The organism is Streptomyces sp. PCS3-D2 (assembly GCF_000612545.2).
Lineage (GTDB): Bacteria > Actinomycetota > Actinomycetes > Streptomycetales > Streptomycetaceae > Streptomyces.
Genome location: NZ_CP097800.1, coordinates 6652036 through 6672146 on the forward strand (window position 1 = coordinate 6652036; position 20111 = coordinate 6672146).

20 protein-coding genes are annotated in these 20111 nt (G+C 72.9%); 15 read left to right on the forward strand and 5 right to left on the reverse strand.

The features are described from left to right. Positions 1-150: 150 nt before the first annotated feature. Entirely contained in the window at positions 151-582 is a 432-nt protein-coding gene (locus tag AW27_RS29845) for a VOC family protein (RefSeq protein ID WP_037928883.1), read from the reverse strand. Between the two features lie 136 nt (positions 583-718). On the opposite strand from AW27_RS29845, the gene AW27_RS29850 reads away from it, so the two are divergent. Further along, complete coding sequence (locus AW27_RS29850; RefSeq protein ID WP_052031297.1) at positions 719-1969, forward strand: MFS transporter; 1251 nt, start codon at positions 719-721, stop codon at positions 1967-1969. 155 nt (positions 1970-2124) lie between these two features. Here the strand turns inward: AW27_RS29850 and AW27_RS29855 are convergent, their stop codons facing one another. Then, positions 2125-2880, reverse strand: coding sequence for a GntR family transcriptional regulator (locus AW27_RS29855; protein WP_037928878.1), 756 nt, complete (start codon positions 2878-2880; stop codon positions 2125-2127). Positions 2881-3154: 274 nt separating this feature from the next. Here AW27_RS29855 and AW27_RS29860 point away from each other — a divergent pair, with 274 nt between their 5' ends. The 6 genes from AW27_RS29860 to gdhA all read left to right on the forward strand — a co-directional run bounded on the left by AW27_RS29860 (position 3155) and on the right by gdhA (position 10763). After that, a complete protein-coding gene (locus AW27_RS29860; RefSeq protein WP_172671421.1) occupies positions 3155-4300 on the forward strand; it encodes an ABC transporter substrate-binding protein in 1146 nt (381 codons plus the stop codon). Positions 4301-4353: 53 nt separating this feature from the next. After that, positions 4354-5289 (forward strand): ABC transporter permease, encoded by a 936-nt coding sequence (locus tag AW27_RS29865; RefSeq protein ID WP_172671414.1) that lies wholly within the window; start codon positions 4354-4356, stop codon positions 5287-5289. Further along, the gene (locus tag AW27_RS29870; protein ID WP_037928873.1) at positions 5277-6122 is read left to right on the forward strand and encodes an ABC transporter permease; all 846 of its coding nucleotides are present in this window, start codon (positions 5277-5279) and stop codon (positions 6120-6122) included. Before AW27_RS29865 ends, AW27_RS29870 begins: the two co-directional genes overlap by 13 nt. 8 nt (positions 6123-6130) lie before the next feature. After that, positions 6131-7237, forward strand: a complete 1107-nt coding sequence (locus tag AW27_RS29875) for an ABC transporter ATP-binding protein (protein WP_052031295.1) — start codon at positions 6131-6133, stop codon at positions 7235-7237. 95 nt (positions 7238-7332) lie between these two features. Continuing rightward, positions 7333-9198, forward strand: a complete 1866-nt coding sequence (locus AW27_RS29880) for an HAD-IA family hydrolase (RefSeq protein ID WP_052031294.1) — start codon at positions 7333-7335, stop codon at positions 9196-9198. A 209-nt stretch (positions 9199-9407) separates the two neighbouring features. Then, positions 9408-10763 (forward strand): NADP-specific glutamate dehydrogenase, encoded by a 1356-nt coding sequence (gene gdhA / locus AW27_RS29885; RefSeq protein ID WP_037928871.1) that lies wholly within the window; start codon positions 9408-9410, stop codon positions 10761-10763. A gap of 21 nt (positions 10764-10784) precedes the next feature. On the opposite strand, the gene AW27_RS29890 is transcribed toward gdhA, so the two are convergent. Continuing rightward, entirely contained in the window at positions 10785-11432 is a 648-nt protein-coding gene (locus AW27_RS29890; protein WP_037928869.1) for a TetR family transcriptional regulator, read from the reverse strand. An 84-nt stretch (positions 11433-11516) separates the two neighbouring features. Between AW27_RS29890 and AW27_RS29895 the strand changes: the two genes are divergently transcribed. The 4 genes from AW27_RS29895 to AW27_RS29910 all read left to right on the forward strand — a co-directional run bounded on the left by AW27_RS29895 (position 11517) and on the right by AW27_RS29910 (position 12921). Continuing rightward, the gene (locus AW27_RS29895) at positions 11517-11723 is read left to right on the forward strand and encodes a hypothetical protein (protein ID WP_370466624.1); all 207 of its coding nucleotides are present in this window, start codon (positions 11517-11519) and stop codon (positions 11721-11723) included. Between the two features lie 5 nt (positions 11724-11728). Then, positions 11729-12001: a DUF4190 domain-containing protein gene (locus AW27_RS29900; protein WP_370466625.1), complete on the forward strand. Its 273-nt coding sequence runs from the start codon at positions 11729-11731 to the stop codon at positions 11999-12001. A 118-nt stretch (positions 12002-12119) separates the two neighbouring features. Then, positions 12120-12512, forward strand: coding sequence for a YciI family protein (locus AW27_RS29905; RefSeq protein ID WP_037928865.1), 393 nt, complete (start codon positions 12120-12122; stop codon positions 12510-12512). Between the two features lie 262 nt (positions 12513-12774). Next, the gene (locus tag AW27_RS29910; protein WP_157840316.1) at positions 12775-12921 is read left to right on the forward strand and encodes a hypothetical protein; all 147 of its coding nucleotides are present in this window, start codon (positions 12775-12777) and stop codon (positions 12919-12921) included. Here the strand turns inward: AW27_RS29910 and AW27_RS29915 are convergent. After that, positions 12918-13283, reverse strand: a complete 366-nt coding sequence (locus tag AW27_RS29915; RefSeq protein ID WP_037928860.1) for a hypothetical protein — start codon at positions 13281-13283, stop codon at positions 12918-12920. The two genes, AW27_RS29910 and AW27_RS29915, sit on opposite strands and share 4 nt — an antisense overlap. Positions 13284-13445: 162 nt before the next feature. Then, positions 13446-13823, reverse strand: coding sequence for an FKBP-type peptidyl-prolyl cis-trans isomerase (locus AW27_RS29920; RefSeq protein WP_037928858.1), 378 nt, complete (start codon positions 13821-13823; stop codon positions 13446-13448). A gap of 1082 nt (positions 13824-14905) precedes the next feature. On the opposite strand from AW27_RS29920, the gene lanL reads away from it, so the two are divergent. From lanL to AW27_RS29940, 4 genes are all read left to right on the forward strand, one after another. Further along, positions 14906-17578, forward strand: a complete 2673-nt coding sequence (gene lanL / locus AW27_RS29925) for a class IV lanthionine synthetase LanL (protein ID WP_037929363.1) — start codon at positions 14906-14908, stop codon at positions 17576-17578. A gap of 40 nt (positions 17579-17618) precedes the next feature. After that, positions 17619-17774 carry a VenA family class IV lanthipeptide gene (locus AW27_RS29930; protein ID WP_172671412.1) on the forward strand — a complete coding sequence of 52 codons (156 nt, stop codon included), beginning with the start codon at positions 17619-17621 and terminating at the stop codon, positions 17772-17774. A 320-nt stretch (positions 17775-18094) separates the two neighbouring features. After that, a complete protein-coding gene (locus tag AW27_RS29935; RefSeq protein ID WP_052031293.1) occupies positions 18095-19165 on the forward strand; it encodes an ABC transporter ATP-binding protein in 1071 nt (356 codons plus the stop codon). Next, positions 19162-20034 (forward strand): ABC transporter permease, encoded by an 873-nt coding sequence (locus tag AW27_RS29940; protein WP_370466627.1) that lies wholly within the window; start codon positions 19162-19164, stop codon positions 20032-20034. Before AW27_RS29935 ends, AW27_RS29940 begins: the two co-directional genes overlap by 4 nt. Positions 20035-20111: the final 77 nt, after the last annotated feature.

The window sequence follows — 20111 nt, forward strand, 5'->3', positions numbered from 1 at the left end:
GCCGGGGGGTGACGCATCCCGACCCGATGCCGTCGTCCGGGTGCTGCGGAGCCCGCCGGGCCCGCTTTCGGACCCGCATGCGACACAAGAGAGCGTCCCGGGGCCGCTGTTGCCCCAGGACGCGTACCCGCTTCCCCACCCCGATATGCGCTACCCGCCGAAGTCGGGCAGGACGAGGGAGCCGTCTTCGGCCAAGGTGAAGCCGGGATGGTGGGCGATCTCCCACGCGTGGCCGTCGGGGTCGGTGAAGACGCCCGAGTAGAAGCCGATGGCGTTGACCGAGGCCGGTCGCGTGACCGTGCCGCCTGCTGCCACGGCGGCGGCGAGGACGGCGTCCACCTCCGCGTCGGTGCGCACGTTGTGGGCCAGGGCGATACCGCCGAAGCCGGTCGGCGGGCCGTCCGGGAGACCGCAGTCCGCGGCCAACTTCCGACGGTCCCACAGGACCAGGGCCAGGCCGCCGGCCTGGTGGAAGACCGTCTCCTCGACCTCGGTGCCGCGCCAGCCGAGCGCCGTGTAGAAGCTCTTGGCGCGGGCGAGGTCCACGACCCCCAGGGTGACCAGGCTGATGCGCTGTTCCATTCCGCCACCGTAGCGCCTGGGCCGGGCCCGCTCAGGCGGCCGCGACCCGTGTCGGGTTGACCTGCCGGTGCGCGACTCGCTTTGATCCCCTGGGCGGCGCGAGGGCGTCCGGACGGTGAGCGGGGGCGGACTGATCATGGCGGACGGGCGGTCGCTGGGCCGGCGGTTCCGGTGGCTGTGGACCTCGTACGCCGTCAGCACGCTCGGCACCTGGCTCGCCTTCGACGCGTTCCCCCTGATCGCGATCCTCGTGCTGCACGCCGGGACCACTCGGGTGTCGCTGCTGGCGGCCGTCGGACCCGCGGTCGGGGCGGTCCTGGCGCTGTCGCTCGGACCGTGGGTGGAGTCGCGCCCCAAGAGACCGGTGATGATCGCCATGGACCTGGCCCGGTTCGCGGCGCTGACGAGCGTGCCGGTGGCGTTCGCCCTCGACGGGCTCACCTTCGCCCAGCTCCTGCTCGTCTCGGTAGTGGTCGGCGCGGCCGGAATCGCCTTCACCGCGGCCGGCGGCGCGTGCCTGAAGGAACTCGTCCCGCCGCAGGACCTGCTCGTCGCGAACGGCCGCCTCGAATCCACCACGTGGACCGCCACCCTGCTCGGACCGCCGCTCGGCGGGGCCGCGATCGCCGCGTTCGGGCCGGTGGTGACCGTCCTGGCCAACGCGGTCAGTCACCTGCTCTCGGCTGCCGGGATCCGCGCCATCGGCGGACCGGAGCCGCGTCCCGCGCCGGCCGCACCGCCGCGACGGATGCGGGCCGGCGACCTGTCCGCAGGCTGGCGGCACATCCTGACCGACCCCGTGCTGCGCCCGCTGTTCCTCAACACGGCCCTGGTCAGCGGCCTGATCATGGCGACCTCGCCGCTGCTGGCCTTCCTCATGCTCGGTCCGCTCGGGTTCGCACCCTGGCAGTACGGACTCGCCTTCGCCGTGCCGTGCGTGGGCGGCCTGATCGGCTCGCGGCTGGCGGCGCGGCTCGCCGAGCGGTTCGGCCGGCACCGGGTCCTGCTGACCGCGGGGGCGCTGCGGGCGTGCTGGCTGCCGTGGCTGGCCTTCGTCGGTCCGGGCCCGTCCGGGCTCGTGCTCGTCATGGCCGTCGAGTTCGGGCTGATCACCTGCATGGGCGTCTTCAACCCGGTGCTGGCCACCTGCCGGCTGGAGCGGACCCCGGCGGACCTGGCCGCCCGCACCCTGCTCGCCTGGTCGGTCTCCGGAAAGGCCGCCATCGCCGGGCTGACCGCCCTGTGGGGGCTGCTGGCCTTCGCCACCGGACCGCGCGCGGCGATCGCGATCGCCGGTGTCCTCGCCATGGCCACCCCGCTCCTGCTGCCGCGCCGGGTACCGGAGGGCCGTACCGCCGTCGGCGGCGGGCAGCGAGACGGTCGCTGAGGGCTCCGTGCGCCGGCAGCGGCGAGCACACGGCCGCCGGAGAGCTGTCCGGGAGGACCTGAACCCGGCCGACCCGCCGGCGCCGGCCTCCGGTGCGACCGCTTCCGCCGTCCCCTCCGGCGCGGACGCCGTCACCCGGTCCGGAGGGGGTGCGCTCACGCGTCGTCGAGGGCCGGGCCCGTGCGGCGGGCCAGGGCGTTGCTGCCGATCGAGTTGTGGACGCTGAAGCCCACCGCGTCGGAGCGGTAGCGGTCGTCGGACCACTCGACCGGCCGGCCGTCACGCGTGGTGGTCATGCGGCGCACCCTCAACAACGGGCTGGTGCGCCGCACGTGGAGCAGCTCGGCGTCGCGTGACCCCGCCGCGACCGCGTCGATGAGGTGCTCCCCGTACGCGAACACCAGCCCCGTGTCGTCCAGGAGGCGCTGGGTCACCGACGGGCAGTCCGGCTCGATGCGCTCGACGGCGGGCGCGATCCAGTCGGCGTACACGGTGCGCTCCAGCAGGACGGGCTCGCTGTCCAGACCGCGCACGCGCAGGACGTGCAGCACGGGTGCGCCCGGCTCGACCTGGAGCCACATGACGTCCCGGTCGGTGGCCGGCCGGACCTGTGACGACACCACCCGGCCGGTCGCCGTACGGCCCATGGCCGCCGCCCACTGGGCGAAGCTGCGCAGCTCGGTGAAGCTCTGGCTGCGGCGGCTGGCCAGCACCACGCGCCGGGCGCCCTGCCGGGATCCGATCAGCCCCTCGGAGGTCAGGGCGAGCACGGCCTGGCGGACGGTGCCGCGGGAGACCCCGAAGCGTGCCGCCAGCTCCGTCTCGGCCGGTAGCAGTGCCCCCACCGCGTACTCCTCGCGGTCGATCGCCCGGCGCAGTTCCTCGGCGATCTCCTCGTGCCGGGCCGTCATCGGCTGTGTTCCCGTCCCTCGTTATAACGCTGGCTGTGCGCAATGCACTTGGCGCGTACAGCGTAAGCGCAGGGCCGCGCGGATCGAAACGAGTGCAGAGTGTCCAGTTTGTTGGCCGGAATCCGTCGCCTTCCGTTCACCCGAAGGTCATGGATGCCGGGCCTACTGAGGCCAACTTGTTCAGACAAGTTGGCCTCGGCGCCTTCGGGTCCGCCGTACCGCTCCCATCCCTGCCCGCGCTCCCTCGCGCAACCTCCCAGGAGAGACCGTGTCCCTGCCGAGAAACGCCGCCCTCGCCGGCTGCCTCGCCGTCGTAGCCCTCGCCCTCACCGCCTGCGGCGCGGCCCCCGAGAAGGCCGACAACAAGACCGCCACCGGCAAGGACGCCGCCACCGCGACCTCCGCGGCGGACTTCGGCGGCATGGACGCCCTCGTCGAGGCCGCCAAGAAGGAAGGCGTCCTGCACGCCATGGCCCTGCCCCGCGACTGGGCCAACTACGGCGCCGTCATCGACGGGTTCACCGAGAAGTACGGGATCAAGGTCGAGGTGGAGAACCCCGACGGCAGCAGCCAGGACGAGATCAACGCCGTCACCAGCCGCAGGGGCCAGGACCGCGCCCCCGACGTCCTCGACCTCGGCACCTCCTTCGCCGTCAGCGGCGCCCAGCAGGGCCTGTTCGCCCCGTACAAGGTCGCCGCGTACGGCGACATCCCCTCGGCGCAGCGGGACGACCAGGCGCGCTGGTACAACGACTACGGCGGCTACATCTCCATCGGCTGCGACGCGAGCCGCGTCAAGAATTGCCCCACCAGCTTCAAGGACCTCCTCAAGCCCGAGTACAAGGGCCAGGTCGCGCTCAACGGCAACCCCACCAAGTCCGGCTCCGCCTTCGGCGGCGTCTACGCGGCCGCCCTCGCGAACGGCGGCTCCCTCGACGACATTCAGCCCGGCATCGACTTCTTCGGGCAGCTGAAGAAGAACGGCAACTACACCCCCGTCGAGTCCACCCCGGCCACCGTCGAGAAGGGCGAGACGCCCATCAGCATCGACTGGGACTACCTGAACGCCGGCTACGCCGACCAGTTCAAGGGCAAGGGCGTCGACTGGAAGGTCGCCGTCCCCGAAGACGGCAAGTACGCGCAGTTCTACGCCCAGGCCATCAACAAGGACGCCCCGCACCCCGCCGCCGCCCGGCTGTGGCAGGAGTGGCTCTACAGCCCCGAAGGCCAGAACCTGTGGCTGAAGGGCTATGCCCGCCCGGTGCTCATGAGCACCATGGAAGGGGCCGGAACCCTCGACAAGGCCGCCGCCGCAAGGCTCCCGCAGGTCAGCGGCACCCCGACCTTCCCCACGGAGGCCCAGCAGACCGCGGCCAAGGGCGTCCTGGCCCAGAGCTGGGGCAAGGCGGTCGCCGGCTGACCGCCGGCCGGGCCACGGCAACGACCTCCGATACGAGCACTGACACGACACCCATGACCACCGACATGACATCCCGCACCGCGGCCGCGTCACCCGCGGCCGCCCCGGCGGCCTCCGCCGCCCCCGCCGTCCGGACCGGGCGGCGGCGGGCCCGCCGCTCCGGCGCACTCGCCGTCGTCCCCCTGCTGCTGTTCACCGCGATCGCCTTCGGCCTGCCCGCCGCCGCCATGCTGGACGGCGCCTTCAGCGTCCGGGACCCGGCCAGCGGCACCGCCTCGTACGGCCTCGGCAATCTGACCGCCTCCTTGCAGGGCGCCTACCTCACCGCGCTCGTCGGCAGCGTGGAGCTGTCCGCCACTTCCGCGGTCCTCGCCGCCCTCCTCGGCCTCCTCCTCGCCCAGGCGATCGTCACCTCCCCGCTGCGGGGCCTGCGCGAAGCCGTCCTGACCGCCTCCGGAGTCCTCGCCAACTTCGGCGGCGTCCCCCTCGCCTTCGCCTTCGTCGCCACCCTCGGCAACTCCGGCGTCCTCACCCGCGAGCTGGGCCTGACCGACACCGGCTGGAACCTCTACAGCTTCTGGGGCCTGGTCCTCGTCTACCTGTACTTCCTGGTCCCCCTCATGGTCCTCACCATCACTCCCGCCCTCGACGGGCTGCGCACCCAGTGGCGGGAGGCCGCCCAGAACAACGGCGCCACCCACCGCCAGTACTGGCAGCACGTCGCCCTGCCCGTGCTCGCCCCCTCCCTCCTCGGCGGCCTCGTCCTCCTCTTCGGCAGCGCCTTCGCCGCGTACGCCACCGCCGCCGCGATGGTCGGCAGCTCGGTCCCGCTGGTCACGCTCCAGATCGCCGACGCGATCTCCGGCAACGTGCTCATCGGCCAGGAGAACGTGGCCCTCGCCCTCAGCCTCGACATGGTCCTCGTCGCGGGCCTGGTCATGGCGGTCTACCTGCCCCTGCAACGACGGAGCGCCCGATGGCTCGCCTGACCGCCCGCCCGGCCACGGCGTCCCCCTGGCGCGCCCTCGTCCTCGCCGCCGCGGCCCTGTACTTCCTGGTGCCGCTCGCCGCCTCGGTCGTCTTCACCGTCGACGTGCCGGGCCAGGGCCTGAACCTCGACGCCTACACCCGCATCCTGGACACCGAGGGCTTCCTGCCCAGCCTGCTCCTCTCCCTCGAACTCGCCGCCGCCACCATCGCGGTGGTGCTGCTGCTCGTGGTTCCCGCCACGGTGGCACTGCGCCTGACCGCCCCGAAGCTGCGGCCCGTCGTCGAGATCGTGTGCGCGCTGCCGCTGGTCGTCCCGCCCATCGCCTTCGTCGCCGGCATCGGGACCGTCCTGAAGTGGGGACCCGAGCACCTTTCCCGCACCCCGCTCTTCCAGACGTTCGTCGCCGTCCAGAACCCGGACTTCCCGGTCGTCCTGGTCCTCGCCTACGCCGTGATGGCGCTGCCGTTCGCCCACCGCGCCCTGGACGCGGGGCTGCGCGCCGTCGACGTCCGCACCCTCGTCGAGGCGGCCCGCTCCTGCGGCGCGAGCCTGCCGCACGCCCTGCTGCGCGCCGTGCTGCCGAACCTGCGCGGAGCCCTCCTGAGCGCCTCCTTCCTCACCCTCGCGCTGGTCCTCGGCGAATTCACCATCGCCCAACTCCTCGGCTTCCGGCCGTTCGCCGTCTGGATCGTCAACATCAGCGGCTCACAGGCCCAGATGTCCGTGGCCGTCTCGGTCATGAGCCTGCTGGTGACCTGGCTCCTGCTCCTGCTCCTCGCCGGTTTCGGCGGCGGCCGCCGCACCCCCTCCCCGACCACCGACCGGAAATGACACCCCTCATGCGCCTCACCGCACCCACGCCGACCGCGAACGCGACGCCCGCACCGGCCGACGCCGCCACCGTCGAACTGCGCGGCCTGCGTCGGTCCTTCGGCACCACCACCGCCCTGGACGGACTCGACCTCACCGTGCGCCCCGGTGAACTCCTCGCCCTGCTCGGCCCGTCCGGCTGCGGCAAGACCACCGCGCTGCGCATGCTGGCGGGCTTCGAACACCCCGACTCCGGTGAGATCCTCGTCGACGGCAAAGACGTCACCGCGGTTCCCGCGCACCGACGCGACGCCGGCATGGTCTTCCAGTCCTACAGCCTCTTCCCGCACCTGAACGCCCTCGACAACGTGGCGTTCGGACTGCGGATGCGCCGGGTCCGCACCGCCGAGCGGCGCGCCCGCGCCGCGGAACTCCTCGAACTCGTGGGCCTCGCCGACAAGGGCGACCGCTTCCCCCACCAGCTCTCCGGCGGCCAGCAGCAGCGCGTCGCACTGGCCCGCGCCCTCGCCCTGCGACCGCGCGTGCTCCTCCTCGACGAGCCGCTGTCCGCCCTCGACGCCAAGGTGCGCCTGACCCTGCGCGAGGAGATCCGCCGCCTCCAGCAGGAACTGGGCATCACCACCCTCTTCATCACCCACGACCAGGAGGAGGCGCTGTCCATGGCCGACCGCGTCGCGGTCATGCGCGCCGGCCGCCTGGAGCAGTGCGCGGCCCCGGCCGAGCTGTACGCCCGTCCCGCCACCGCCTTCGTCGCCGAGTTCGTCGGCACCATGAGCCGCATCCCGGGCAGGCTGCTCGCCTCCGGCGCGACCGTCGCGGTCCTGGGCCGCGAGCTCGGCGTCGACGGCACCCCGCCGAGCACCGGGGACGGCACCGACGTCGACGTCCTCGTACGGCCCGAGTCGCTGGGGGTCACCGCCGACGAGGCGGGGGAGGGCCGAGTCCTCGGCACCTCGTTCCTGGGCGCCACGGTCCGCGTGTCCGTCGCCCTGGCCGACGGCACCCTGGTCAAGGCCGACGTCCCCGCACACGATGCGGGCCACCTGGCCGCCGGCGCGCCCGTCCGCCTGGCGCTGCCGGACCGTCCGGTCCTGGTGGCCCCGCGCGCGAGCTGATCCGCGGACATCCGCGAGGCAGCACCCGCCCGAGCCCGCCCGTACCGCGGCCCGGCCGCGACCCCACCACCCCGCACCGGAAAGAGACCCCGTTCGTGACGTCCTCGCACTCTCCCGTCCCGACCACGCTGCAAGCCGTCCTCTTCGACATGGACGGCACCCTCGTCGACACCGAGCGGCTCTGGTGGGACACCGTGGCGGAGGCGGCCGAGCGGCTCGGGCACGTCCTCCTCGAAACCGACCAGCCGGACGTGCTCGGCCGGCCGGTGGAGCACACCGCCGGCGTCCTCGCCGCCCGCAGCGGCGCCCCCGCCGCAGCGATCGCGGCCCAGCTGCACCGGGCCTTCGCCGACCGGGTCCGTACCCGCGTCGTACCCCGGCCCGGCGCGCTGGCCCTGCTCGGTGCACTGCGTGCCGAAGGCGTCCCCACCGCCCTGGTCACCGCCTCCCCCAGGGAGGTCGCCGAGACCGTGGTGGCCGCCCTCGCGGAGGAGGGCCACGGCGGCTTCACGGTCACCGTCACCGCCGACGACACCGCGCTCACCAAGCCCCACCCCGACCCCTACCTCGCGGCCTGCCGCGCCCTGCGGGTCGCGCCCGCCGCCTGCGTGGCCGTCGAGGACACCCCCACCGGCGTCGCCTCGGCCGAAGCAGCCGGCTGCCAGGTCCTCGCCGTGCCCTCCGTCACCGGGATCGATGCGGCCCCGGGCCGTACCGTGCTGGACTCCCTGGAAGAGGCCACCCCGGACCGGCTGCGGGCCCTGGTCGCCGACGCACCGGCACCGCGGTTCCTCGTCCCCGGGTTCACCACCCGCCGCGCCCGCGCCGGCCGGCCCTTCACTGCCCGCGTCGCGGGCCTCCTGCGCGGCGCGGCCCGTCCGGTGACCTTCGCCGCCGCCGACCGCCCCGACTGGCTCACTGTCCACGCCGACGGCACCCTCGCCGGTACCCCGTCGCCCCTGCCGGGGCAGGACTCCGCCGCCGTGGCCGTGGCCACGGCCGAGATCACCGCGGTCGACGCGCACGGCGCCACCGCCCACCTCGCCGTCCGCATCCCCGTGGCGGCCGCGGACGCGCCCGCGCTCGACCGGGTCCGGGTGATGAGCTGGAACCTGTGGCTCGGCGGCAGCCCCGTCGACGCCCACCGCGACAAGCAGCTGGCCGTGCTCCTCGCCGCCGACGTCGACGCCGTCGGCCTCCAGGAGACCGCCGTGCACGCCGCGCCCGAACTCGCCGACGCGCTCGGCTGGTTCCACCACAGCGCCGGGGAGAACCTCGCGATCCTCAGCCGCCACCCGGTCGTGGACACCCTCGGTGACCCGGAGGTCGGCTTCTACGGGGCGGCCGGGGCCCGGATCCGGCTCGACGAGCGTCCCGACGGCGCCCCGCATGAGCTGGTGCTGTGGACCGCCCACCTCAACCACACGCCGTACGGCCCCTACGACGCCTGCTTCGACGGCCTGGCCGCACCCGAACTGGAAGCCCGTGAGGAGGAGTCGGGGAGGGTCCGCCAGATCAACGCGGTCCTGGACCGGATGGCGCCGGACCTCGCCGCCACCGACCGCACCCCGGTCCTGCTCGTGGGGGACTTCAACGCCCCCTCGCACCTGGACTGGACGCTCACGGCAGCCCCGCTGCACGGCGGCTACGGACCGGTGGACTGGCCCGTCTCCCGCGCCGTGGAACGGGCGGGGCTGCGCGACTCCTACCGCGAGGCCCACCCGGACCCGGTGGTGGCTCCCGGAACCACCTGGTCGCCCGTCCACCCGTGGCACGAGGACGGCAGCGGCCGCCCGGAACCACAGGACCGGATCGACTTCGTGCTCCACTCCGGCGACCGCCTCACCGTCGTCGACTCCACGACCCTGGCCACGGGCCGCATCGCCCCCTGGCCGGACGTCGCGGCCAACGACTGGCCCTCCGACCACGCTGCCGTGGTCACCACCTTCCGCTTCTCCTGACGGCCGCGCGGGACGGCCCACCCCCACCGCGCGGCGACGGCGGCCCGGGGGTAAGGCCGCTGACACGCTTTTTTGTCCGCGGGGCAGAAGCCTTGTCCGGAGCGGCACCGCGCGCGGTAGCCTCCGCGAAGGAGCCGCTCTGCGGAAGAACTCTTCCGAAAGCGCGTGTTCGCGGCGCGCTGTCCGTGCAAACCGACGGAAGGACATACGTGAAGGACTCGAAGGACAGGCTGGAAACGCTGCGGGCCGAGATCGAGCGCCGCAACCCCGCACAGCCCGAGTTCCACCAGGCGGTAGGGGAGGTCCTCGACACCCTGGCCCCCGTCTTCACCGCCCGCCCCGAGTATGCCGACCCGGCCGTGGCCCTGGTGGAGCGGCTCACCGAGCCCGAGCGGCAGATCGTCTTCCGTGTCCCGTGGCAGGACGACCGGGGCCGGGTCCACGTCAACCGCGGCTACCGCGTCGAGTTCAACAGCGCGCTCGGCCCGTACAAGGGAGGTCTGCGCTTCCACCCGTCGGTGGACATCGGCGTCGTGAAGTTCCTCGGCTTCGAGCAGATCTTCAAGAACGCGCTGACCGGCCTCGGGATCGGCGGCGGCAAGGGCGGCAGCGACTTCGACCCGCGCGGCAGGTCGGACGCCGAGGTCATGCGGTTCTGCCAGTCCTTCATGACCGAACTGCACCGGCACATCGGGGAGCACACCGACGTCCCCGCCGGGGACATCGGCGTCGGCGGCCGTGAGATCGGCTACCTCTTCGGCCAGTACCGGCGCATCACCAACCGCTGGGAGGCCGGCGTCCTGACCGGCAAGGGCCAGAGCTGGGGCGGCTCCGCGATCCGGCCCCAGGCGACCGGCTACGGCAGCGTGCTGTTCGCCGCCGAGATGCTCAAGGTCCGCGGCGCGTCGCTGGACGGGCTGACGGCGGTCGTCTCCGGCTCCGGCAACGTCGCGCTGTACACGGTCGAGAAGCTGCAACAGCTCGGCGCCAACCCGCTGACCTGCTCGGACTCCCACGGCTACGTCGTCGACGACAAGGGCATCGACCTGGCACTGCTCAAGCAGGTCAAGGAGGTCGAGCGCGGGCGGGTGAGCGAGTACGCGGCGCGCCGCGGATCCTCGGCACGGTTCGTGCCCGGCGGGCGGGTCTGGGAGGTACCCGCGGACGTCGCCTTCCCGTCCGCCACGCAGAACGAACTGGACGCGCAGGACGCCCGTACCCTCGTCGCGGGCGGGGTCAGGGCGGTCTCCGAGGGCGCCAACATGCCGACCACGCCCGAGGCCGTGCGGATCCTGCGGGAGGCCGGGGTCGCCTTCGGGCCGGGCAAGGCCGCCAACGCGGGCGGTGTCGCGGTCAGCGCCCTGGAGATGAGCCAGAACGCCGGCCGTGTGGCCTGGAGCGCGCAGCGGGTGGAGGACGAACTGGCCGCCACCATGCGGGCGATCCACGCGGTCGCCCACGAGACCGCCGAGCGGTACGGAGCCCCGGGCGACTACGTCACCGGCGCGAACATCGCGGGCTTCGAGCGGGTGGCGGACGCGATGCTGGCCCAGGGCGTCATCTGATCCGACGCCCACGCCGCGCCGTCACCCCGTCACCCCGTCGGCCGGCCCGTCGGCCCAGTGCACCCGCCCGAGGTGGATCAGGCGCAGCTGGGCGAGGGCCGTGCCGGTGGCGGCCGACCAGTCCTCGCCCCGGAGGGATGCGGTCAGGAACGCCGAGGCCGTCATGAACATGTGGTCCACCAGCAGCCGTGACAGCATGGTCACGTCATCGGCCTGCCAGCCCGCGCTCACGGGATCGGAACCGAGCGCGGCGCCCGTCTCGTCGGCGAAGACGTCCAGTTGCGCGGCGATGGCATCGCGCACCACCGCCACCCCGCCGTGGCGTTCACGGACCAGGAAGCGGACGTGCGCCGGTCGCTCGCGCACGAGTGCGGCGATGAGCCGCACCGCGGCACCGCCGCGCTGTTCGGCGTCACCACTCGCGTCGAGGATCTCCCGCACCGTCCCGTGCAGGCTGTCCAGCGCCTCCTCCACCAGCGCGGTTCCCAACTCGTCCATGTCCCCGAAGTGCCGGTAGAAGGCGGTGGGGGCGACTCCGGCCGCCCGGGTCACCTCCCGGAGTCCGAGGCTGCCGAAGCTGCGCTCCGCCAGCTCCGACAGGGCCGCGTCCAGGAGGGCGCGCCGGGTGCGGCGGCGCCGGGTCTCGCGAAGGCCGGTCTGAGCGCTCATGGCGCGAAGTCAACCGCGTCACAGTCGTCCGCCGCCAGCATGATGCAAACTGAACCGGGTAGTCAGTGAACAACTGTTACTGGAATGGAGGACGTTCTCATGCTCTTCCTCGTAGGCGCGCTGCTGGTGCTCGGCGTCGTCCTCGGCACCGTGGCCCATGTGCCCGCCCCCGTGAGTGCGGTCGCCGGTCTCGCCATCGCCTGCTGGCTCGCCCTCTTCGCCGCACGCGAGCACCTCTCCGGACACCGCCGGGCCGGACGGCTCGGCCACGACCCCCGGGGTGTCCGATGACCCCGATGACGGATCCCCGTATCCCGGCCCGGGCCCCGGCCGGTACCCCTGACGCCGACGCGATGGCCGTCACCGGCTTCGTCCTCGGCCTGGTGGGGCTGCTGGTGATGAACCTGATCCTCGGCCCGACCGCCGTCGTCCTCGGCGCCCTCGCACTCCTGCGGAACACGAGCAGGCCCGGCCGGGCCCGCCTGGCCGTCGGCCTGGGCCTCGCCGACGTGGCACTCCTCGCCTGCCTCGTCACCGCCGACGGGACCTGGTCGTGGAGCCTGGCCTGAGGTCCCCGGACCGCGGGCCGACCGGGACGGTCCGGCGCCACCGATGAGTTCTCCGGCCGCCGCCGGTCTACCCCTTCGTCAGGATGCGGAGCGCAGTCGCCCCGGAAGGGTGAGGAACATGAAGTACATGATCCAGATGAACGTACCGGCCGCAGAGTGGGACGCCCTCATGTCGTCGTACTCCGAGGAGGACATGAGGGCCATGTTCGCGCACATGGACGCCCTCAACAACGAACTCGCCTCCACCGGGGAATGGGTGGACGGGCAGGGCCTCGGCGGCCCCGCGCTGGTCAAGACGGTGCGGGCCGGGAGCGACGGCCGGCCCCGGGTGACCGACGGGCCTGCTCGGGCGGGCGACATCCTGGCCGGGTACTGGGTCGTCGACGTCACGGGCGAGGAGCGGGCCCTGGAGATCGCCGCACGGGCGTCCGCCTGCCCCGGACCGGGCGGGAGGCCCGGCAGCGACCCGGTCGAGGTGCACCCGATTCCGGCGGACCCGACGGCTGCCTGAGCCGCGGGCCCGCCGGACTGCAAAGCCGCCTGCCCGGCGACCGGCGACCGGTGACCGGCGACCGCCCGGGGCCGGCCAGGTGAACCTGTACGCCGGACGGCGGCGCGGCGGGTGGCAGCGGTGGCAGTCCCCCGGGGCGCCCGCGAGGCTCGGTACCGAAGGGCGACCGCGAGGAAGGGACAGGGCGATGCCGGAGGCCACACACGTGCGAACGGTTCTGAAACGGACCAATCTGCTGCCTGCGTTCCTGGTGCTCACGGCCATGACCATTGCCCTGTGGCTGACGGGCATGCCGTTCCTCCAGGCCCTGACGATTTCCACCGGAGTGAAGATCGCGATGGCGCTGCTCGAACTCCGGCGACTGCCCGCCCCCGCCGGCGAGACGGCCGCGGAGCAGCCACAGCACTAGGACCTGCGGCGCAGGGCGCGGCGGACCACGACCACGACGATCAGCAGCAGGACGACCACGACCACGACGATCACGAGCTTCTTCAACCAGCTGCTCTTCTTCTTGCTCTTCTTCTTGCCCTTCTTGACCCCGGTTGCGGCCTGGGCCTGGGACGACGTCGGTGCCCGGAACGCAGTCGCCGCGCCGGTGCCGGCGAGGGCGCCGCCCTGCGGCAGGGCCGTGGCGGCGGGAGCGTGGCGGGCGGCCGGAGCTGCCGCCGAGGCGGTCGCCGCGGGACCCCAGACCAGTCCGGCGAGCACGAGGATCCCGGCGATCGCCCACGCGACCGCGGGGCGCCTCTTCGGGTGGCCGTGACCTGTCATTTCTCTTCCCCCTGTTCTCCCGTACCGATCCGGGACCGGTGGTTTCCGGAAGGCCGGGGCTCGAAAGCATCGTCGACGAGTTCGACCGAGCCCGCAAGGACATGGACCGTCCGGGCGTGCGGCCATGCGCCGGTACCGGTCGCGGGCCCGGCCGTGCATCCCTCAGACCACGGAGAGCAGGTCCACCACGAAGACCAGGGTGGAACCCGCAGGGATCAACGGCGAGGGGGAGCGGTCGCCGTAGCCGAGGCGCGGCGGAATGATGATCTCGCGACGACCGCCGACCCTCATCCCTCTGATCCCCCGGTCCCAGCCCTTGATGACCCTGCCGCCGCCCACGGCGAACTTGAACGGTTGGCCCCGGTCCCAAGAGGCGTCGAACTCCGCTCCGGACGCGAAGGTGACCCCGACGTAGTGGACGCGGACGACCCTGCCCGGCTTCGCCTCGGCGCCGTCCCCGACAACGAGGTCCCGGACCGTCAGTTCCTGCGGAGCCTCTCCCTCGGGACGTTCGATCTCGGGCTTCGTCGGTTCAGTCATCACAGCAATCCCTCGTACGGACCGGCCGGGCGCACGGTCACTCCGTGCGCTGGACGATCACGCTACCGAGAACGCGGACCGGTCGGAGCGCGTCCCCCGCGGAGCGGTGCGGGAGGAATCCGCTCGGCGGAAGCCGGGCGGGACGGCGGCCGGTGAGGTGAGAGGGCCGCTCATTCAGGCCGCCAAGTCCGCCCCGTGCTCCCCACGGACCACGGTTGTGGCGTTCCGGTACCTGCACCGGGCCGGCGAGCATGCCCGATGACGGACCACGGCAGCCGCAAATTTCAGAACTGCCCCAATGGAAAGCCAAGGTGCTGTGCACCTCTGCCGTATCGCCCGTCTCGTCGGCAGAGCACCGTTCGATCACCGTTCGATCGATCATGGAGGGGTTGTTTTCGCGGTTTTCGGCCGCATCGTGAGGGCTGAGCGAAATTCAAGGGGCCGGGAGATTGCGTTTGAGTGCAGCCCAGGACCGTGATCGGGATTCACGGCGGCGCGATCTGTCGCGTTCCGTAGTCGGCCCATAGCGTGGCGAAATCGGGCCCTTTACTCGGCGCTCCTCGGCGGCGAAGCTTTGGGCCGGGGCATCGCCCGGTGTCGCCCTCGCGACGGATACCGCGACACGGCCGGAGCCTGGCGTTCTCTTGGGATGGGGCAGGTCGAAACAGAGGGGGCGGGTGGAAGGCCCACATCGGATCCGGAGTTCGGCAGGAAGTGCAGGGCAGGGCGTTCGCGTTCGTTGCCGACGGTGTGGATTTCTGCGGTGTGTTCAGGAGTTGGCTGCATGGGTGGGCGGTCCGTATTCATGCTCGGCGGAATCCTCTATGAGGAATGGAGAAGGTCTCGATCCCGGCCGGCCTCTGTTGTTGTTCACGGATGACTCCGGCCGCAAGGTAATCCAGAGGAATGGGGATGGGCGCCTTTGTGCGCCCGCGTGCACTCCGTTCTCCGCGCCGTTCGAGAGCATCCGGCACCGTCAACGACACAGTGCGCTCGCTGCGCCGGGTGACGCGGGCACGCACGCTCTATATGTTCCGAAGGCATAGTCCAATCTGCAGTCCTCGCGGTGGAGAGGGATGGGCATGACGAGCCAGGCAAGCGAAGTCGAACTCCGGGACCTGCTGGGCAGGTCACTGGAGGCCACGGGGCAGGCCGCGCAGTGGACCGTGGACACGGACACGACGTGGTGCCGCCTCACACCCGCCTCCGCGGCGCAACGCAAGCAGGGCTGGAAGCTGCACGTGTCGGCCACGTCCGCCTCCGCTCCCGCGGTGCTGGCGCGGTCCCTGGACGTGCTCCTGCTGCGGGACTCCATGTTCAAGTTCGCCCGGTCCCTGGAACAGGTGAGCGCGCTCAACTCCCGGGCCACACCGAGGGGCAACTCGGGCAAGTTCATCACCGTCTACCCCCGCTCCGACGCCGACGCGGCCGCGATCGCGCTGGAACTGCACCAGGCCACGGCGGGCCTCGCCGGCCCGCGGATCCTGTCGGACCAGCCCTACGCCGCGAACAGCCTGGTGCACTACCGCTACGGGGCGTTCGTCGCCCGTCAACGGCTCTCCGATTCGGGCCTGTTGGTGTGGTACATGGAGGACCCGGACGGCAACCCCGTGGAAGACGTCCGTACCGGCCGCTATTCCCCGCCGTCCTGGGCGGTGAGCCCGTTCCCGGCCTCGGTGCCTGCCGCGCCGACCGAGGAGCGGGCCACGACGGCCCCGGTACTGCTGGGCGGCCGCTTCTCGGTACGGGAGGCGATCCGCCACACGAACAAGGGCGGTGTCTACCGGGGGACGGACGTCACCTCGAACGCGCCGGTGGTCATCAAGGAGGCGCGGCCGCACGTGGAAGCCGACGCCTCCGGATCCGACGTACGCGACTGGCTGCGCGTGGAGGCCCGGGTACTGGAGTTCCTCGACGGCACGGGCCTGGCCCCGCGGCTCCTTGCGGTGTTCGAGCACGGCGGACACCTCTTCCTGGCCGAGGAGGAGATCCCGGGCGTCCCGCTGCGCAACTGGGTCGCCGAGCGCTTCCGCGACATCGGGGGCGAGCGCTACCGCGCCGAGGCCCTGGCCCAGGCGGGCCGCCTGGTGGATCTCCTCGCCGAGGCCCACGCACGGGGCTGCGTCCTGCGGGACTTCACGCCCGGCAACATCATGGTCCGGCCCGACGGTGAACTGCGCCTCATCGACCTGGAGCTCGCCGTCCTCAAGGACGACGTCCCGCTCCCGACCACGGTGGGGACCCCCGGCTTCAGCGCCCCCGAGCGGCTGGCCGGCGCGCCGGTCTCGCCCACGGCCGACTACTACAGCCTGGGTGCCGCCGTGTGCTTCGTCCTCACCGGAAAGGTCCCCAGCCTGCTGGCCGAGGAGCCCGCGGCCAGGACCGCGCACGAGCGGCTCGCCGGGTGGCTGGCCGCCTGTGACGACGTGCTGCGGCTGCCCGAGGGCCTGACCGAGATGATCCTCGGGCTGATGAGTGACGACCCCGCCGAGCGCTGGGACCCCGAACGGGCCGGCGCGGCCCTCCGCCGGGCGGTACGCGGACCTGCGGCCCGGGCCGCCGGGGGACCGGCCCATCCGACTCCGCGGTCCGACGCGACGCAGGGCGCGGTGGCGGGGATGGTGGACCACCTCATCGGTTCGATGACCCCGCAGGACGAACGCCGCCTGTGGCCGGTGTCCACCATGGCGGGGGAGACCGACCCCTGCACGGTGCAGCAGGGCGCCGCAGGTGTGCTCGCGGTCCTGACCCGCTACTTCGAGTTGACCGGCGACGGGCGCCTGCCGGAGGTGCTCTCCACGGCGGGACACTGGATGGCGGCGCGGACGGACACCCGCTCCACGCGGTCCGGCCTGCACTTCGGCGGCCGGGGGACCGCATGGGCGCTGTACGAAGCCGGCCGGGTCCTCGACGACCGCGTGCTCGTCGAGCACGCGACGGCTCTGGCCCTGGCCCCCCAGGAACCGGCACCCCATCACGACATCACCCACGGCCGGGCGGGCAGCGGACTGGCCGCCGCCCACCTCTGGTACCGCACGGGGGACCAGCGTTTCGCCGAACTCGTCGTCGATGCGGCCGACGCGCTGGCCGCCGCCGCCACGTCCGAGCCGTCCGGTGTCAGCTGGCCCGCGCCCCCCGAAGTGGTCACCGGGAGCGTCGGCGAACGCTATCTCGGCTTCGCCCACGGGACGGCCGGCATCGGATGCTTCCTGCTCGCCGCTTCAGCCGTCACGGGCCGTCAGGAAGACCGGGACCTGGCCCGGGCGGCGGGGGACGCACTGGTGGCCGCCTCCCTGACGGTCGGTGGGGCGGCACAGTGGCCCTCCAAGGCCGGCGACGTGCCGACCGCCCCGTACTGGTGCCACGGTTCCGCGGGGATCGGCTCCTTCCTGCTCCGGCTGTGGCAGGCCACCGGCGACGACCGGTACGGCGATCTCGCCCTGGCGGCGACGAAGGCCGTGGTGGAGCGGGCCTCGCGCGCCCCCCTCGCCCAATGCCATGGCCTGGCGGGCAACGGCGACTTCCTCCTCGACATGGCCGCCGCCACGGGGGATCCCGCCCACCACGCGTCGGCCGAGGCCCTGGCCCGCCTCATCACCGCCGAACAGATCCACCGCAACGGCCACGTCGTCTTCCCCAACGAGTACGGGGACGTCTCGACGGGCTGGAGCGACGGGTCCGCAGGAATCCTGGCGTTCCTCCTGCGGACCCGCCACACAGACTCCCGGCTCTGGATGATCCAGCAGCCGGGCTGACAGGAAACCCTGTCGACACCACCGAGAGAAGGAGATAGTCATGGAGAACCGCGACCTCGAACTGCTGGCTCACCTGCACGCCCTTCCGGAGACCGACCCGATCGGCGCCGACGGAGTTGCGTTCGCCGACACGTGTGCGTGCGTCGGCCTGCTCACGCTCCTCAACACCGTCTGCGTCGGCATCAGCTGCGCCTGACCCAGGCCGTAGCAGCCCGCGCGGATCCGATACCGCCCGGCGGCCTCGTCAACCGCTCCGCTGTTGACGAGGCAATGAACGCCGGTCGCCCGTAGGCCAGCCACCCCCAGTGCACCCGCGTCGCCAGCCGATCAGGGCAGCACGAGGGATCCCGGCCGACCTCCGGCCGGTGGCCGCCCCCGCGGCAGCCACCGGCCGGAGCGTCCGCCCCCGCCTTCACGGGGCACGAAGCATCGGCCCCCGAGCACCACACCGCCCCTTCGACCCAGCGCGCGCCCAAGTCCGTGGACGACACCCAGCAGACGAGGACCTGAGTGACCATGCAGCCGCACGCCGGTGCCGATGCCCCCACACGGGTGCCCCTTTCGACCTCAGCCACGGCCCCGGACGGCGCGCGGCCAGCGGCCCGGGGGCCGTACGCCATCAGCACCCGCGGCCTGGTCAAGAGCTACCCCGGCCCGGACGGCACCCTCACCCCCGCCGTGCGCGGCCTGGACCTCGACGTACACCAGGGCGAAACCTTCGCGTTCCTCGGCCCCAACGGCGCGGGGAAGTCGACCACCATCTCCCTCCTGTGCGCCCTGGCCCGCCCCACCGCCGGAACGGCCACGGTGGCAGGCGTCGACGTCCTCACCCACCCGGGCCAGGTCCGCCGCCAGGTCGGCATGCTCTTCCAGCACAGCGCACTCGACATGGAACTGACGGTGCAGCAGAACCTGGGCGTCCACGCCCGGCTGTACGGCATGAGCCGCCGCGACGCCCGACGGCGCACCACCGAGACCCTCGATGCCATCGGCCTCGGCGACCGGCGGCGGGCCCCGGTCCGCACCCTCTCCGGCGGCATGCGCCGCCGCCTCGAACTCGCCCGCGGCCTCCTCCACGAGCCGCGGGTCCTCTTCCTCGACGAGCCCACCACCGGACTCGACCCCCACGCGCGCGCGCAGGTCTGGGACTACCTGCGCCAGCTGCGCGAACGGCAGGGGACCACCCTCTTCGTCACCACCCACTACCTCGACGAGGCCGAGAACTGCGACCGCCTCGCCATCATCGACGGCGGCCGCCTGGTCGCGCAGGGGGCGCCGGCCGCCCTGAAGGCCGCCATCGGCAGCGACCGGGTGGTCCTGCGCACCCACGACGACCCCGCTGCCGACCGCGTCGTGCGCCGCGCCGCCCCGCCGGGCACCCGTACCGCCGTCGGCGCCGACGGGATCAGCCTGCGCCTGCCCGACGGCAGCTCCTGGATCCCCCGCCTGTGCGCGGCCCTCGCCGCGGAGGGCATCCCCGTCCGGGCCGCCTCGGCGACCCCGCCGACCCTCGACGACGTCTTCTTCCACCACACCGGCCGCAGCATCCACACCGCAGGGCCCAAGGCGGCGGGTGAGGGCCTGTGACCGCCCCCGCCGTCACCGCGCCGGGAAACCCCGACGGCCACGCCGACCCGTATCCGGCATCCCCGGCCCGCCTGCGCCGGGAACTGCGCGCGGTCCACGCCCTGGTCCACCGCGACCTGCTGCGCCTGTCCTTGCAGCGCACCCACACCGCGCTGATGCTGATCCAGCCGGTGCTCTACCTCTTCATTCTCGGAGGCGGTCTGGCCGCCCTGATTCCCACCGCCGCGCTCGGCGTGGGCTACCAGGTGTACCTCTTCCCCGGCATGCTGATGATGACCGTCCAGAGCCCCGCCATCATGGTCGGCATCCGCCTCATCACCGACCGGCAGAGCGGATACCTGCGAGAACTCCTGATGGCCCCGGTCAGCCGCGCCACCCTGCTCCTGGGCAACTGCGCGGGCGGCACCGTGGTCGCCACCGTCCAGGGCGCCGTCCTCCTCGCCCTGGCCGGCACGGTCGGCCTGCCCTACGACCCGCTGCTGCTGGCCCTGCTCCTCGCCGGCATGATCCTGGCCTCCTTCACCATCACCGCCCTGGCGCTCGCCCTGGCCGTCAGCCTCGGTCGCGCCGAGCTCTTCCACATGCTCCTCGGCCTGGTGATGATGCCGCTGCTCTTCCTCTCCGGAGGCTTCTTCCCCCTCGACAACCTGCCCGGCTGGGCACGTGGGCTGGCCTCCCTGAACCCCCTCGCCTACGGCGTGGACCTGCTGCGCCGCTCCATCAGCCTGCGCGTGCCCGACCAGACGACCGCGGCCGGCATCGAATGGTTCGGCCACCAACCCCCGCTCCTCCTGGAAGCCGCAGCCCTCCTCGTCGCGGGCGTCCTCGCCCTCCTCTACGCCACCCGGCGCTTCAGCCGCCCGGAATGACCCCGACCGCACGGGTCCCGGCCGGCGGACGGCGACCGGGCGCGGGCGCCGCTTCCCCGGCCCCACCGTGCGGCAGG